Genomic DNA, 16,124 nt, shown 5'->3' on the forward strand with positions numbered 1-16,124 from the left:
ATCGGCGGCCAGTATCCTCGCGTCACCGCCAAACACCAATAGCCCTATTAACAATAAGGGTTGCTTGAGCGCATGGAGCACTTCAGCAACCGGCACAGGAAATTCTCCATGAACAGCCGCTTCAAGGCCTGGCGTCATCCGCTCCTCGTCACCCTCCCGTTGCTGGCGATCCTCGCCGGATGCACCGGTGGCGACAGCGCCAAGCCGAAAACCCACGCCCTGGCCACGTATTCCAGTGCCACCTGGGAAGCACTGCCAACAGTGTCCGATAGCGATCTGGTGGCCGGTTTCGGTTCCTGGCGCAGCGCCTGCACCCGGCTCAAGGCTGACCCGGTCTGGGGCGCGACCTGTGCGGCAGCCGCCAACGTGCCGCAAAAAGCCGGCGACATCCGCGCGTTCCTCAAGCAGAACCTCGACGTCTTCGGCCTGCGCGCCGAGAACGACAACCCCAACGGTCTGATCACCGGCTATTACGAACCGGTCTATCCCGGCAGCCTGACGCAAACCGCCAGCGCCAACGTGCCGGTGTACGGCGTGCCCGAGGACATGATCATTGTCTCGCTGGACAGCATTTATCCGGAACTGAAAGGCAAGCGCCTGCGCGGCCGCCTCGAAGGTCGCGTGCTCAAGCCTTACGACGACGCGGCGACCATCGAGAGCCAGGGCGTCAAGGCGCCGGTCGTGGCGTGGCTGACCGATCCGATGAACCTGCAATTCCTGCAGATTCAGGGTTCGGGGCGGATTCAGACCGATGACGGCCGACAACTGCGCATCGCCTACGCCGACCAGAATGGTCATCCGTACCGACCGATCGGCCGTTGGCTGGTGGAACAGGGCGAGCTGAAAAAAGAAGAAGTCACCATGGGTGCGATCAGCAACTGGGCCAAGGCCAACCCTTCGCGCATTCCGGAACTGCTGGCGAGCAATCCGAGCTACGTGTTCTTCACCCGCAATCCGGACAGCAACGAAGGGCCACGCGGCTCGCTGAACGTGCCGCTGACCGCCGGTTACAGCGCGGCTGTGGACCGCAAGGTGATTCCGCTAGGCAGCCTGTTGTGGCTGTCGACCACTCGCCCGGACGGCACGCCGCTGGTACGCCCGGTGGCTGCGCAGGACACCGGCGGCGCGATTGCCGGTGAGGTTCGCGCGGATCTGTTCTGGGGCACCGGCGATGCCGCCGGGCAACTGGCTGGCGACATGAAACAGCAGGGGCAGATCTGGATGCTCTGGCCAAAAGGCGCGGCGTTGCCGCAAGTCCCGCAGGTGGCCGACAAGCCGTAAGCGCAACGCAAAAGATCGCAGGCCTCGTCAGCCTGCGATCTTTTCAGGTTCAGATCGAAACGAAGAAGAAGCTGGCAATCAGCACTATCCCGACAAACCACACCAGCGAGCGCAAAGCCGCCCAGTCCGCCAGATAGCAAATGATGTAGAGCAGGCGACTGGTGATGAACAGCACCGCCAGCACATTGACCGTCACCAGCTCTGCCGTGCCCACCAGGTGCGCGACGATCACCGCCGCCGCAAACGCCGGGGTCACTTCAAAACTGTTCAGTTGCGCCGCATGGGCACGACGCGCCACGCCATCCACGCTGTCCAGAAAGTCCCGGGGATCATGATTGTCCCGCAGTCTGAAACCACCCGAGGCCTTGGCCACGACGGTGCACAGATAGGGCAGAAAGATCGCGATCAACACACACCACAAAGCCACCGTCATAACACCGTCCTTCTTTCGAGTTTTAGAGTTGCCGGGCGCTCAGAACTTCATGACCAGCATGCCGATCAGCACCAGCCCACAGGCTAAGAGCCGCGGCCGGCCGAAAGGTTCTTTCAGGTAACGCATGCCGAACAGCACCACCAGGATCACGCTGATTTCACGCAACGCCGCCGCTTCGGCAATCGAGCCCAACTGCATCGCCCACAGCACCAGAGCGTAGCTGAACAACACGCAGAATCCGACCGCCAGCCCCAGCTTCCATTGCTCGCGCCAGAACAGTTTGAACGCCGGCCTTTTCGCTACCCCCGCCAGCAACGGGAATGGCCAGGCACTGAGCAGCGTGACCCAGACCAGGTAATCCAGCGGATGCGACCAGCGCCGCAATGCCTGACCGTCGATGTAGGTGTAGCAACCGATGCACAAGCCGATCAGCGCCACCACCGGCAGCATCGCCCACGGCAAATGTTTCCCGCCGCCGCCCTGCCAGAGCAGGCAAGCCATGCCCAGCGGGATCAGCAGGATTCCGAAGATTTGCTGGGTGGTCAGCACTTCGCCGGCGAAGATCAGGGTCAGCGCCAGTACCACCAGCGGCGACAATCCGCGCATCAACGGATAGACCAACCCCAGATCGCCGACCCGATAGGCCTGGATCAACAGGTAGCGATACAGCAGTTCGAACGCCGCCGACGCCAGAATCCACGGCCAGATTTCCGCCGGCGGCAGGCTGATGAAAGGCATCGCCAGCACCACGAACAACAGCGCCACGCTGTCCATGCAGGCCACCACCAGCAGCCGTTCGGCGCTGAACTTGATCAACGTGTTCCACGCTGCGTGCAACAGCGCCGCCACCAACACCAGAGCTGTCGCCAGCACGTGCCACTCCTTTGTTCTTGTTGTTGAACCTGAGCCAATTAGTCAGATTATTGATTCGCGATGTGTCAGCAGCTGTTTATACTGCAAGCGACCACGCCGCACTCAGTTGCGCACAGACAAATTCCAATAATTCCTGCCTGCCCCGTTCTCGCCCGAGACCGGTCGCCGGCCTGCGTATGCCTGATCAAAGCGTCAAGACTACCGACAGAGACCTTGCGCATGCCACTCGCCTTGCTTGCACTCGCTGTTGCCGCTTTCGGCATCGGCACCACTGAATTCGTCATCATGGGCCTGCTGCCCGATGTCGCTCGCGACCTCGCGGTGAGCATTCCCCATGCGGGCCTGTTGATCACCGGCTACGCCCTGGGCGTGGTGTTCGGTGCGCCGATCCTCGCGATCGGCACCGCCAACATGCCGCGCAAGGCCACGCTGCTGGGCATGACGCTGATGTTCATTCTCGGCAACGTGCTGTGCGCGTTGGCGCCTAACTACGCGACACTGATGGCGGCGCGCGTGGTCACCGCGCTGTGCCATGGGGCGTTCTTCGGCATCGGTTCGGTGGTGGCCGCAGGGCTGGTCGCACCGAACAAACGGGCGCAGGCGATTGCCATGATGTTCACCGGCCTGACCCTGGCCAACGTCCTCGGCGTACCGCTGGGCACAGCACTCGGACAGTACGCCGGCTGGCGCTCGACCTTCTGGGCGGTCTCGGTGATCGGAGTGATCGCGGCCCTCGCCCAATGGCTGTGGTTGCCGAAACACATCCCGATGGACAAGGCCAACCTCGCCAGCGAATTCAAGGTGCTGGGCAAGGTCAACGTGTTGCTGGCGCTGGGTATGAGCGTGCTCGCGTCCACCAGCCTGTTCAGTGTGTTCACCTACATCGCGCCGATTCTGCAGGACATCACCGGCGTCAGCCCTCACGGAGTGACCGTGATGCTACTGTTGTTCGGTGTCGGCCTCACCGGTGGCAGCATGCTCGGCGGACGCCTGGCCGACAGTCGTCTGTTGCCGTCGCTGGTGGGTGTCGCACTGGCGGTGGTGGTGATTCTGGCGGCGTTCAGCCAGACCAGTCGTTCGGTGGTTCCGGCGGCGATCACGCTGGTGCTGTGGGGGATTTTTGCCTTCGCCCTGTGCCCGATCCTGCAACTGCTGATCATCGATCAGGCTCACGAGGCACCGAACCTCGGTTCGACCCTGAACCAGAGCGCGTTCAACCTCGGCAATGCCGCCGGCGCCTGGATCGGCGGGCTGGTGGTGGCCAGTGGCGCGGATCTCGCGGACTTGCCCTGGACCGGCGCGCTGGTGGGCGTGCTGACCGTGCTGACGGCGCTGTTTTTCATCTACCTGCAACGTCGGGGTGTCGCTGCGGTCAATGTGTCCGGCTGATTCCCGGGGGACACCATTGTGTCCCCACCCGGCGTCAGCCCATCCAACCCTTGCGTCCATGAACGGGCGCGATGTCTTTCCACCCCCCATCCAAAGGACCCCGGATGCTTGAACTCGTCGCCGCTTTCATCTGCCTCACCACCCTCCTCACCTTTGTGAATTTCCGCTTCATCGGCCTGCCCCCGACCATCGGCGTGATGGTTACCGCGCTGATGTTTTCCCTGTTGCTGCAAGGCCTGAGCCTGCTCGGCTACCCCGGTCTCGAAGAGCGCGTACAGCAACTGATCGGCCAGATCGACTTCGGCGATCTGCTGATGAACTGGATGCTCTCGTTCCTGCTGTTCGCCGGTGCGTTGCACGTGAACCTCAACGACCTGCGCAGTTACCGCTGGCCCATCGGCCTGCTGGCGACCTTCGGCGTATTGATCGCCACCGCCGTGATCGGCAGCCTCGCCTACTACATCTTCGCCCTGTTCGGCTGGCACGTGAGCTTCCTCTACTGCCTGTTGTTCGGCGCGCTGATTTCCCCGACCGACCCGATCGCGGTACTCGGCGTGCTGCGTACGGCCAATGCCTCGAAGCCGCTGAAGACCACCATCGTCGGCGAATCGCTGTTCAACGACGGCACCGCCGTGGTGGTGTTCACCGTGTTGCTGGGCATCGCGCAACTGGGCGAAACCCCGACCGTCGGCGCCACGGCCATGCTGTTTGCCCATGAAGCCATCGGCGGCGTGCTGTTCGGCGGGCTGATCGGTTATCTGGTGTACCTGATGATCAAGAGCATCGAGCAGCACCAGATCGAAGTCATGCTGACCCTGGCGCTGGTGATCGGCGGTTCGGCGATGGCCACCGAGCTGCACGTCTCGGCGCCGATTGCGATGGTGGTTGCCGGGCTGATCATCGGTAACTTGGGTCGCAACCTGGCGATGAACGACATGACCCGCAAATACCTGGACGGTTTCTGGGAATTGCTCGACGACATGCTCAACGCCCTGCTGTTCGCGCTGATCGGGATGGAGCTGTTGCTGCTGCCGTTCAACTGGCTGCACGTGGCGGCGGCAAGCCTGCTGGCGCTGGCGATTCTGCTGTCGCGCCTGCTCACCGTGGCCCCGGCCATCGTCTTGCTGCGGCGCTGGCGCACCGTGCCGCGCGGCACTATCCGGATCCTGACCTGGGGTGGATTGCGCGGCGGTGTGTCGGTGGCACTGGCACTGGCCCTGCCGTTGGGCCCGGAGCGCGATCTGCTGCTGAGCATCACCTACATCGTGGTGCTGTCATCGATCCTGTTGCAGGGCCTGACCATCGGCAAACTGGTCAAGCACGCAACGCGCGACGAGCCGGCGAGCGCTGCCGAGCCCGCGCACCATTGATCATTTCTTGATCTGCTGCGGATCGGGCTTTTCGGCCTGATCCGCAGACTCTTTCGGCTTTCCGCTTTCACTGCGGATCTGCGCATGACTGATCAGGGCGAAGATGAAACTGCCGCCGATGATGTTCCCCGCCAGGGTCGGCCCGGCGAACACCGCCCAGAAGTCACTCCACGGCAACTCGCCGGCAAACACCAGATACGACACCTCCGCCGACCCCACCACGATGTGCGTGAAATCGCCCAGTGCCATCAGATAGGTGATGAGGATGATGATCCACATCTTCGCGCTCTCCATGGACGGAATCATCCAGACCATGGTGGCAATCATCCAGCCCGAGACGATGCCCTTGGCGAACATCTGACTCGCGTGGTTTTCCATGACCTTGCGGCCGATTTCGAGGAAGGCTACGTCAGTCTTGCTGTCGAAGATCGGCAGTTCGAGCATCACGTAGGCCACCAGAATCGTCCCGCACAGGTTGCCGAACAGCACCACCGTCCACAGCCGGATCAACCGGCCGAAATTGGCCAGGGTCGGTTTGGTCATCACCGGCAGCACAGCAGTCAGGGTGTTTTCGGTAAACAGTTGCTGGCGGGCGAGGATCACCGCGAGAAAGCCTGCGCAGTAGCCGAAACTGGCGATCACCTTGAATTCGTCGCCCTCGGGCAGACGCGAGTTGAGCAGGCCCATGCCCATCAGCGACAGGCCCATGGTCAGCCCGGCCGCGAGCGCCGACCACCACAGCGCGGCGATGCTGCGCTCCAGTTCCTGGTCGCCCTGTTTGCGGATGATTTCATGCAGAACCGCCGCGCGGGGCGGCTGGTTTTTCTCGACTTCGTGCTGTTCCTTGGCCGAGAGATCGGGGGTCTTGCCGTCTGTTGGTGTGGTCATGGCGGGAAACCGGTGGCGGGGTCATAAGGCTACGACACGCGCCGCTCGGCTTCCGTTCGCCGGTGTGACGCGATTACTCGGTAACGGGCACGTCATCCTTGAACTGGTCTTTGACATACCTGATCTCGGTTCGCCCGTGCGGCGCCGGCAAGCCGTCTTCGCCGAGGTTGACGAAGACCATCTTCTCGACGGTCAGGATGCTCTTGCGGGTGATCTTGTTGCGCACTTCACAGGTCAGGGTGATCGAGGTCCGGCCGAACTCGGTGGCGGTGATGCCCAGTTCGATGATGTCGCCCTGGCGCGAGGCGCTGACGAAGTTGATTTCGGAAATGTACTTGGTCACCACGCGCTGGTTGCCAAGTTGCACGATGGCGTAGATCGCCGCTTCTTCGTCGATCCAGCGCAGCAGGCTGCCGCCGAACAGGGTGCCATTGGGGTTGAGGTCTTCGGGTTTTACCCACTTGCGGGTGTGGAAATTCATCTTCACTCCTGAGCGTCTTGCCGAATGATGGGGCCATCTTGGCAGACTGAGCGGTCATGCTCCATGAGGCTTCTACTATGGTCGCGATTGGCGATCTTCATCTGGCCGACAGAAACCCTTTGGAAGATCAGTCTAGACGGCTATAATCGCCCGCGTTTCAAAACGGTAACCTTCACTTGGTACCGTTTTCCCGCCACCTGTCCGAGGGGCGCTGCAGCAGGTTCAACCTGTCAGGCTCGGATGGGGCGTTGACCGGCTCAGGCCGGACACTAAACGCACAACGGCGCCCATTCGCATACATTACGAATGGAGGCTCTCATGAGCGCTGTTATCACGCCTGCCGATTTTAACGATTACAAAGTTGCCGACATATCCCTGGCTGCCTGGGGTCGTCGCGAAACCATCATCGCCGAGTCGGAAATGCCGGCCCTGATGGGTCTGCGCCGCAAGTACGCTTCCGAGCAGCCTTTGAAAGGCGCAAAAATCCTCGGCTGCATCCACATGACCATCCAGACCGCCGTGCTGATCGAAACCCTGGTTGCCCTGGGTGCCGAAGTACGCTGGTCGTCCTGCAACATTTTCTCGACTCAGGATCAGGCCGCTGCTTCCATCGCTGCTGCCGGCATCCCGGTTTTCGCCTGGAAAGGCGAGACTGAAGAAGAGTACGAGTGGTGCCTGGAGCAGACCATCCTGAAGGATGGCCAGCCATGGGACGCCAACATGATCCTCGACGACGGCGGCGACCTGACCGAGCTGCTGCACAAGAAATACCCACAGGTTCTGGACCGTGTTCACGGCGTGACCGAAGAAACCACCACCGGCGTGCACCGTCTGCTGGACATGCTGGCCAAGGGCGAGCTGAAAATCCCGGCCATCAACGTCAACGACTCGGTGACCAAGTCCAAGAACGACAACAAGTACGGCTGCCGTCACAGCCTGAACGATGCCATCAAGCGTGGCACCGACCACCTGCTGTCCGGCAAGCAAGCGCTGGTCATCGGTTACGGTGACGTGGGCAAGGGTTCGGCCCAGTCCCTGCGTCAGGAAGGCATGATCGTCAAAGTCTCCGAAGTTGACCCGATCTGCGCCATGCAAGCCTGCATGGACGGTTTCGAACTGGTTTCGCCGTTCATCGACGGTATCAACGACGGCACCGAAGCGAGCATCGACAAAGCGCTGCTGGGCAAGATCGACCTGATCGTGACCACCACCGGTAACGTCAACGTTTGCGACGCAAACATGCTCAAAGCCCTGAAGAAGCGCGCCGTTGTCTGCAACATCGGTCACTTCGACAACGAAATCGACACCGCTTTCATGCGCAAGAACTGGGCATGGGAAGAAGTGAAGCCACAGGTACACAAGATCCACCGTACCGGCGCTGGCTCGTTCGATCCACAGAACGACGACTACCTGATCCTGCTGGCCGAAGGCCGTCTGGTGAACCTGGGCAACGCTACCGGTCACCCAAGCCGCATCATGGACGGTTCGTTCGCCAACCAGGTTCTGGCGCAGATCTTCCTGTTCGGCCAGAAGTACGCCGACCTGTCGCCAGCCCAGAAAGCCGAGCGCCTGACCGTTGAAGTACTGCCGAAGAAACTCGACGAAGAAGTGGCCCTGGAAATGGTTCGCGGCTTCGGCGGCGTGGTCACTCAACTGACCAAGCAACAGGCTGACTACATCGGCGTGACCGTCGAAGGTCCGTTCAAGCCACACGCTTACCGCTACTAAGAGCAGCTGCGAGCTTCAAGCTTCAAGCGGCAAGCAAGGCCACAAGCCGGGCTTGCCGCGCGAAGCCCGAAAGCTCTGCCCCTATTTGTCAAAACAGTGTCAGGCCGCAAGCTTCAGGCACAAGAGACCAGCGCACCTCCGCTGCTCTTGCAGCTTGAAGCTTGCAGCTTGTAGCTGGAGGTCCCCTCCATGTCCCAAGACCGTCGCTACAGCTTCGAGTTCTTCCCGACCAAGACCGATGCTGGGCATGAAAAACTGCTCGCCACTGCCCGTCAGCTGGCCACCTATAAGCCTGACTTCTTTTCCTGCACCTACGGCGCTGGCGGTTCGACCCGTGACCGCACGCTGAACACCGTTCTGCAGCTGGAAAGCGAAGTCAAAATCCCCGCCGCACCGCACCTGTCGTGCGTCGGCGACAGCAAGGACGACCTGCGCGGCCTGCTGAACGAGTACAAGGCCGCCGGCATCAAGCGCATCGTCGCCCTGCGCGGTGACCTGCCGTCCGGCATGGGCATGACCAGCGGCGAGCTGCGTCACGCCAATGAACTGGTTGAATTCATTCGTGAAGAAACCGGCAATCATTTCCACATCGAAGTCGCCGCCTACCCGGAGATGCATCCGCAAGCGCGCAACTACGAAGACGATCTCGCCAACTTCGTGCGCAAGGCCCGTGCCGGCGCCGACAGCGCGATCACCCAGTACTTCTTCAACGCCGACAGCTACTTCTACTTCGTCGACCGTTTGCAGGCGCTGGGCGTGGACATTCCGGTGGTACCGGGGATCATGCCGATCACCAACTACAGCAAACTCGCGCGCTTCTCCGATGCCTGCGGTGCGGAAATCCCGCGCTGGATCCGCAAGCAGCTGGAAGCCTACGGCGATGACAGCCAAAGCATTCAGCGCTTTGGCGAACAAGTCGTCACGGAAATGTGCGAACGCCTGCTGCAAGGCGGCGCGCCCGGCCTGCACTTCTATTCCATGAACCAGGCCGAACCAAGCCTGGCGATCTGGAACAACCTGAAGCTGCCGCGCTAAAAAGACGTAAACGCAGAACCCGAAGATCGCAGCCACGACGGCGCCTACAGCGCTTTCGCCGCTGCGATCTTTTGCTTTTAACGCCCGAAACAGAGCTTCTGCGGCCAGTTTCTGGCTCTTTCCGGTTTCTCGTCGTAATCTCAAGCCATGCCTTTGATCACGCAGTTATTCGCCGTGCTGGTTTTTGCTTGCCTGAGCTTTGCCGCTCGGGGCGAGAAGCTGCGTATCGTCACCGAGCCGTGGGCGCCGTACGTCTATGAACAAGACGGCAAGAACCTCGGCCTGGACTACGAAACCACCGCCATCGTGTTCAAGCGTTTGGGCATCGAAGTCGAATGGCAGTTTTTGCCATGGAAACGCTGCCTGTCGATGCTCGAAACCGGTCAGGCCGACGGCGCGCTGGACATCTTCCACAGCGACGAACGCGACGCCACCCTGCTCTATCCGAGCGAACCGCTGTCGGACGTCGAGTTCGTGCTGTTCTACGCCAACGAGCGACCACACCCTTTTAGAAGCCTGCAAGACCTCAAAGGCCTGACCGTCGGCACCTCGCCGGGCTATCTGTACAGCCCCGACTTTCGCGAATCGACCCTGTTCACTCGGGAACCGGCCCCGACCCACGAAGCCAATTTCGGCAAACTGGTGCGCGGGCGCATCGACCTGCTGATCACCGATCGCCGCGTGGGTCAGCATTTGCTCGATGAACTGGGCATTCGCGACAAGATTACTGAGAACCCGACCGTCATCAGCCGCCAGAGCCAGTTTCTGGCCGTGCGGCGCAACGCCGGGATGGATTTGCTGGTGCAGCGCTTCGGTGCCGAACTGAAGCGTTTCAAGCGCGAACCGGCCTATGCCGAGCTCAGCGCCCGCTACGGCGCGGCCCCCGCCCTGACGGCGCCGCTGGGCAACGCCACCGCCAGCGGCAAAACCGTTGAGCAGCAGGAAAGCGGCGCGCAGTGATTGCTCTGTTATACTCCGGCGTTCCCGCCAGGCTCACGCCCGGACGCCCGGAACCGTAACAGGCCTCCCGACCCGCTACAGCGCAGCTTTTCAGCCCGCGCGAGCGCTCCGGACGTGCCTTCGGAACCGCAGCAGGACCGGACGGGATTGCGTCCTCTTAAACGCCATTCGCGCCAGGCAAGACTCCCATTGGGCCAAGCCCTAACTAAAACAGGATTACTCATGTCCTTTGCTTCCCTCGGTCTCTCCGAGGCTTTGGTCCGCGCTATCGAAGACGCGGGCTATACCGAGCCTACTCCGGTGCAACAGCGGGCCATTCCCGCCGTGTTGCAAGGTCGCGACCTGATGGTTGCGGCACAGACAGGTACCGGTAAAACCGGCGGTTTCGCCCTTCCGATCCTGGAGCGGCTGTTCCCCAACGGTCACCCGGACAAATCCCAGCGTCACGGCCCGCGCCAACCGCGCGTGCTGGTCTTGACCCCGACCCGCGAACTCGCGGCGCAGGTTCACGACAGTTTCAAGATCTACGCCCGCGACCTGAAATTCGTCAGCGCGTGCATCTTCGGCGGCGTCGGCATGAATCCGCAGGTTCAGGCCATGTCCCGTGGCGTTGACGTGCTGGTGGCGTGCCCCGGTCGTCTGCTCGACCTGTGCGGCCAGGGCAGTGTCGATCTGTCCCACGTCGAAATTCTCGTGCTCGACGAAGCCGACCGCATGCTCGACATGGGCTTCGTCCACGACGTGAAGAAAGTCCTCGCCCGTCTGCCGGCCAAGCGCCAGAACCTGCTGTTCTCGGCGACCTTCTCCAAAGACATCACGGATCTTGCCGGCAAACTGCTGCACAACCCGGAACGCATCGAAGTGACGCCGCCGAACACCACGGTCGAGCGCATCGAACAACGCGTCTTCCGTCTGCCGGCCAGCCACAAGCGTGCACTGCTGGCCCACCTGATCACCGCTGGCGCGTGGGAACAGGTGCTGGTGTTCACCCGCACCAAGCACGGCGCCAACCGTCTGGCCGAGTACCTGGACAAACACGGCCTGCCGGCTGTGGCGATCCACGGCAACAAGAGCCAGAACGCCCGCACCAAAGCCCTGGCCGACTTCAAGGCCGGTGAAGTGCGCATTCTGGTTGCCACCGACATCGCGGCACGCGGTCTGGACATCGACCAGTTGCCACACGTGGTCAACTTCGAACTGCCGAACGTCGATGAAGACTACGTCCACCGCATCGGCCGTACCGGCCGGGCCGGTCGTTCGGGCGAGGCGATCTCGCTGGTCGCACCGGACGAAGAAAAACTGCTGAAAAGCATCGAGCGCATGACCAAGCAGAAAATCGCCGACGGCGACCTGATGGGCTTCGATGCCAGTACCATCGAGGCCGAGAAGCCTGAAGTTCGCGAGCGTCCGGACATGCGCAACCCGCGCAATGCCCGCGGCCCACGCGGTGACGGCCCGAATGGCGGCGGCGGTGGCGGCGGTCGTAAAGACAAAGGCAAAGACAAGGGCAAGGAAAAACCGGCCGGCGAACGTGGCGAGCGTCCAGCCCGTCAACAGAAGCCGCGCGAAGGCACCCCGGCCCGCGAACAACGCCAGCCAAGCCAGCCGCCACGCGCCGCTGCTGATCGCGCTCCGGACGAGTTCCTCGACGACGATATCGATAACTTCGGTAACCGCGTCGACTACGTGCCGAAGCAGGCTCCGACCGGTGGTCGCAACCGTCGTCCAGGCGCTCCGGCGCAAGGCGCAGGTTCAGGCGCACCCCGCGGCGGTCAGTCGCAAGGTCGCCAGAACGGCCCGCGTAACAGCAACGGCTCGAGCACCGGCACGCCGCCAGGCAAACGCAGTGGCCCACGCAACGGTGCACCGCGTGACGGCCAGGGTCGCCGCGACGAAAACTCGCGCAACCGCCGCCCGGCCCGTGATGATCAGCAACGCGCTGAACCGGCCGTGCAGAACCCGCGCAGCAGCGGTCCGAAGATCATGCACAAGGAATCGAAAGCCGACCGCTTCCCGACTCCGGAACAGCTCGATCAACTGCCAAGCCGTCCACGCGGTGAAAAACCGGCCTTGCTGACCCGCAATCGCTAAGTTTTCGACTGCAATGAAAAATGCCCCGGCCTGAAAACCGGGGCATTTTTTTGTGCGCCGCTGAAACGAAAGTGGCGGCAGGCAATAAAAAACGCCCCCGATCGCAAGACCGGGGGCGTTTTTGTATGGTTGGCGAAAATTACTTCGCTTTGACACCTTCGAACGAGATGTACAGGTCGACTTTGTCAGACTGTGGACCCAGGTCCATCATCTTGCCGAAATCAGAACGCTTGATACTGGTAGTGCCTTCGAAGCCGGCACGGTAGCCGCCCCATGGATCCTTGCCTTCACCCAGGAAAGTGGCCTTGACCACGATCGGCTTGGTCACGCCGTGCAGGGTCAGGTCACCGGTCACGTCGGCAGTGTCTTTGCCATCGGCGTTCTTGCCGGTGGACTTGACGCTGGTGGAGACGAACTTGGCATCAGCGTATTTGCCCACGTCCAGGAAGTCTTTGCTGGAGATGTGTTTGTCACGCTCGGCGTGGTTGGTGAACACGCTGGCGGTTTTCACGTCGAACTCGATCTTGCTGTCTTCAGGCTTGGCAGCGTCGAAGCTGAACTTGCCGCTGATGTCCTTGAAGGTACCGGTGATGTAGCTGTAGCCCAGGTGGCTGATCTTGAAGTCGACGAAGGCGTGCTGGCCTTCTTTGTCGACTACGTAGTCAGCGGCCATCACGTTGGCGGACAGGACGGCAGAGCCGATTGCCAGAGCGGCCAGAGTCTTTTTCAACATGCTTTGTTTTCCTTTGGAGTCGAGGTTGAACATCAGGCTTTGCGTCCCAGCATTCGTGTCAGGGTCGCATCACGATCGATAAAGTGGTGCTTCAATGCTGCCAACGCATGAAGGCCGGAAAAAATTACCAGCGCCCATGCCAGGTACAGATGAATCACACCGGCGGTATCTGCCTGATCCGGTAGTCCGGAAACCAGTGCAGGAACTTCAAACAGGCCAAACACCGGAATCCCGACACCGTCTGCGGTGGAAATCAGGTAACCGGCAATCATCACGGCGAACAGCGCAAGGTAGAGAAACCCATGGCCGAACTTGGCGCCGATGCGGGTCATGCGGCTGTAGCTCTGGAGCGTTGGCGGCGGTGGGCTGACAAAGCGCCACAACACCCGCAACACCATCACAGCCAACAGCACCAGACCGATGCTCTTGTGCAGATCCGGCGCGTCTTTGCGCCAGGTGCTGTAGTAATCCAGCCCCACCATCCACAGACCGAGCGCAAACAGCCCGAAGACCGCCAGCGCCACACCCCAGTGCATGAAGATGCTGACCCAACCGTAGCGCGAAGAAGAGTTACGTAGCTGCATTGCCCAAATCCTGTGAGAACTGCGAACCAAGACTAGCGAGTTATCTATCGAATTAAAGCGGAAAATTTCGCTTTGAAATATCGAGAAATACGATCAAGAGTCTTGAACAGGGGAGTTAAGGAAAGATTAAAGACAAAAGTGTGACTGGAGGTTAGCTGAGAGGTCTTCAAATTTCAGTGCCCGCATTGATCCCATCGCGAGCCTGCTCGCGATGGCGATCTTTCAGGCAAAAAAAAGCGCGGCCTGAAAGCCGCGCTTTTTCATTCACCGCAAAGCCTTACTGCGCTTTGGTCTCGGTGGTTGCCGCCGGTTTGGCCGCTGGCTTCTTCGCCGGTTCAGCTTTTTTCGCCGCAGGTTTGGCGGGGGCTTTTTTCGCCTCGGCCTTCGCCGCAGGTTTCTTCGCTGCTGGCTTGGCTGCCGCTTTCTTGGCTGGCTCGGCTTTCGCCGGGGCTGCTGGCTTCGGTGCTTCCACCGGAGCTGGCGCAGGAGCCGGGGTCGGTGCAGGCGCTGGAGCGGCTGGAGCGGGTGCCGGCTCTGGCGCTTTCACTGGCTCTGGTTTCTTGTCGTCGTCCGAACCGCCGAACAGGTTGGTGAAGAAGTTGCCTTTCTTCGCCGCTACTGCCGCGCCCGCACCCGCTGCTGCGGCGGTGGCCGCTGCCGGGCCGACCTTGACCGGCTCAAACGATTTGCCCGCCGCCAGGTCTTCAACCTGACTGGCCGCGCGCTGGCCGGTGCGCAGTGCGCCTTCCAGGGTGCCCGGGTACAAGGTGTCGGTGTGTTCGCCGGCAAACGCTACGCGCTGCAGCGGACGCTCCCACAGGCGCCAGAATTTGCTGATCTGGCCAGGGCCGAAGGCGAGGTAGGAACCGCCGGTCGACGGGTCGGTGCTGTAGCGACGGATTTCATAACCGGTGAATGCGCCACGGGCCTGTGGATAAAACGCGTGCAGACGGATCAGCACCTGATCGACCATCTGCTTGTCGCCGAAGGCCTGCATGACGCGAGCGTTGTCGCCGGACAGGTTGATCACCACATTGGCGCCACCCTTCAGGGCCGGCTCGATCCACAACATGCCAAGGCCGGTGTTGCTGTAGATCTCGCCGGACATCCGCGCCTTGCTTTCCCACACCGGCGTCTTGAACTTCAGCATGATCTGGTCACGCCAGCCGTAGTTGGTGCCCTTGATCGCAGCCAAGTGCTGGGCGTCCAGCGCCGGGGTCAGCTGGATCTTGTTGAGGGCGCGCAACGGCACCGCCAGCACTACATAATCGGCCTGGTAGCCGACGCTGCCGACCTTGACGGTTACGCCGTCCTTGTCCTGAGTGATGGCAGATACTGGCGAGTTGGTCTTGATGGTTTTCAGCTGCTTGACGAAGGCCTGGGCCAGCACCGGGCTGCCACCGACCAGACGCGAAGCGCGCAGGTCACGGTCGGACACGCCGCGGTACACCCGGCTCTGCTGCGCAAAGTACAGCAGCGACAGGCGCGAAGGCTCGTCGTAGTGGGTGCGGATATCCTGGTTGATCAACTGACGCGCGGTGGCCGGCAGGTTCTGCTTGTCGAGCCAGCTCGAGACGTTGATCTGGTCGAGGGCGTGCAGAGTGTTGGTCGCCGCCGGGTTTTGCGGATCGTCGATCGAACGCGCCAGATCGTCACGGGTTTTCTCGTAGCGCTTCAACGCTTCGGCCGTGGCAGGTTGTTTGGTGGTCAGGTCGGCGGCGGAGAAATACTCGCCATCGATCAGGTAACCCGGGGTCCGAACGAATTCAGGCGCCGGCGTGGTGCTCAGCTTGAACGTCGAAACGTACTTGTTCAGCACCGGTTGAGTCTTGTCGTTGCCGATCCACTCGCTGGTGGCCATGCCCGAACGACCGCCCAGGCTCGGTTTGGCTTCGAGCAGCGTGACCTGCCAGCCCTTGTTCTGCAGTTCGTAAGCCGCCGTCAGGCCCGACAGGCCGCCGCCGATCACGATTGCGGTTTTATCCTTGGCCAGCGCCGTAACGCTGAACAGCCCCAACACCACCAGCGCACAGGCGCGCAGCCAACCGACAGACATTCAGCGAACTCCGGAAATACACGTAGGAAAAAGCAGTTTTGCGGGTCAGACGACCCAAAGAACCGCGAAGAATACGTCAGCCATCAAAACGCCGCCAGCGACGTCTATCGGCCCATACAAAGTAGCTCAATCGACACAATGGGTTGTTCCGGCGCGACGCATTGCATAGGCTTGCGCGATTGTTTGCCCGCGCCTGACGCGAGCCGCCTCGAGGAGACTGAA

The 16,124-nt window shown here is 61.5% G+C and carries 14 protein-coding genes and 1 riboswitch; of the genes, 7 read left to right on the forward strand and 7 right to left on the reverse strand.

The annotated features are described in order from the left end of the window. Positions 1 to 108 precede the first annotated feature (108 nt). Positions 109 to 1,281 carry a murein transglycosylase A gene (gene mltA, locus JKA62_RS04865; protein ID WP_041475449.1) on the forward strand — a complete coding sequence of 391 codons (1,173 nt, stop codon included), beginning with the start codon at positions 109 to 111 and terminating at the stop codon, positions 1,279 to 1,281. 49 nt (positions 1,282 to 1,330) lie between these two features. On the opposite strand, the gene JKA62_RS04870 is transcribed toward mltA, so the two are convergent. Together JKA62_RS04870 and JKA62_RS04875 are read right to left on the reverse strand one after the other, a co-directional pair. Next, entirely contained in the window at positions 1,331 to 1,714 is a 384-nt protein-coding gene (locus tag JKA62_RS04870; RefSeq protein WP_011336334.1) for an MAPEG family protein, read from the reverse strand. A 39-nt stretch (positions 1,715 to 1,753) separates the two neighbouring features. Continuing rightward, entirely contained in the window at positions 1,754 to 2,587 is an 834-nt protein-coding gene (locus tag JKA62_RS04875) for an EamA family transporter (RefSeq protein ID WP_011336335.1), read from the reverse strand. A 219-nt stretch (positions 2,588 to 2,806) separates the two neighbouring features. On the opposite strand from JKA62_RS04875, the gene JKA62_RS04880 reads away from it, so the two are divergent. Together JKA62_RS04880 and JKA62_RS04885 are read left to right on the forward strand one after the other, a co-directional pair. Next, a complete protein-coding gene (locus JKA62_RS04880; RefSeq protein ID WP_007959692.1) occupies positions 2,807 to 3,976 on the forward strand; it encodes an MFS transporter in 1,170 nt (389 codons plus the stop codon). 104 nt (positions 3,977 to 4,080) lie between these two features. Next, on the forward strand, positions 4,081 to 5,346 hold the full coding sequence (locus JKA62_RS04885; RefSeq protein ID WP_011336336.1) for a cation:proton antiporter: 1,266 nt from the start codon (positions 4,081 to 4,083) through the stop codon (positions 5,344 to 5,346). On the opposite strand, the gene JKA62_RS04890 is transcribed toward JKA62_RS04885, so the two are convergent. After that, positions 5,347 to 6,234, reverse strand: coding sequence for a formate/nitrite transporter family protein (locus JKA62_RS04890; RefSeq protein WP_011336337.1), 888 nt, complete (start codon positions 6,232 to 6,234; stop codon positions 5,347 to 5,349). Between the two features lie 73 nt (positions 6,235 to 6,307). Beyond that, positions 6,308 to 6,715, reverse strand: coding sequence for an acyl-CoA thioesterase (locus tag JKA62_RS04895; RefSeq protein WP_011336338.1), 408 nt, complete (start codon positions 6,713 to 6,715; stop codon positions 6,308 to 6,310). A 197-nt stretch (positions 6,716 to 6,912) separates the two neighbouring features. Beyond that, a riboswitch (S-adenosyl-L-homocysteine riboswitch) is annotated at positions 6,913 to 7,011 on the forward strand. A gap of 22 nt (positions 7,012 to 7,033) precedes the next feature. On the opposite strand from JKA62_RS04895, the gene ahcY reads away from it, so the two are divergent. From ahcY to JKA62_RS04915, 4 genes are all read left to right on the forward strand, one after another. After that, on the forward strand, positions 7,034 to 8,443 hold the full coding sequence (gene ahcY, locus JKA62_RS04900; protein WP_011336339.1) for an adenosylhomocysteinase: 1,410 nt from the start codon (positions 7,034 to 7,036) through the stop codon (positions 8,441 to 8,443). Between the two features lie 189 nt (positions 8,444 to 8,632). Next, on the forward strand, positions 8,633 to 9,478 hold the full coding sequence (gene metF, locus JKA62_RS04905) for a methylenetetrahydrofolate reductase [NAD(P)H] (protein ID WP_011336340.1): 846 nt from the start codon (positions 8,633 to 8,635) through the stop codon (positions 9,476 to 9,478). 147 nt (positions 9,479 to 9,625) lie between these two features. After that, on the forward strand, positions 9,626 to 10,438 hold the full coding sequence (locus JKA62_RS04910) for a substrate-binding periplasmic protein (protein ID WP_011336341.1): 813 nt from the start codon (positions 9,626 to 9,628) through the stop codon (positions 10,436 to 10,438). 222 nt (positions 10,439 to 10,660) lie between these two features. Next, positions 10,661 to 12,529 carry a DEAD/DEAH box helicase gene (locus JKA62_RS04915; protein ID WP_011336342.1) on the forward strand — a complete coding sequence of 623 codons (1,869 nt, stop codon included), beginning with the start codon at positions 10,661 to 10,663 and terminating at the stop codon, positions 12,527 to 12,529. Between the two features lie 139 nt (positions 12,530 to 12,668). Here the strand turns inward: JKA62_RS04915 and JKA62_RS04920 are convergent, their stop codons facing one another. From JKA62_RS04920 to JKA62_RS04930, 3 genes are all read right to left on the reverse strand, one after another. After that, entirely contained in the window at positions 12,669 to 13,262 is a 594-nt protein-coding gene (locus JKA62_RS04920) for a YceI family protein (protein ID WP_039768113.1), read from the reverse strand. Positions 13,263 to 13,294: 32 nt separating this feature from the next. Then, the gene (locus JKA62_RS04925; RefSeq protein WP_011336344.1) at positions 13,295 to 13,846 is read right to left on the reverse strand and encodes a cytochrome b; all 552 of its coding nucleotides are present in this window, start codon (positions 13,844 to 13,846) and stop codon (positions 13,295 to 13,297) included. A gap of 277 nt (positions 13,847 to 14,123) precedes the next feature. Then, positions 14,124 to 15,902, reverse strand: a complete 1,779-nt coding sequence (locus JKA62_RS04930) for a flavin monoamine oxidase family protein (RefSeq protein ID WP_201816581.1) — start codon at positions 15,900 to 15,902, stop codon at positions 14,124 to 14,126. Positions 15,903 to 16,124: the final 222 nt, after the last annotated feature.

The sequence above is a fragment of the Pseudomonas sp. B7 genome (assembly GCF_016735645.1).
GTDB classification, from domain to species: Bacteria; Pseudomonadota; Gammaproteobacteria; order Pseudomonadales; family Pseudomonadaceae; genus Aquipseudomonas; species Aquipseudomonas glycinae.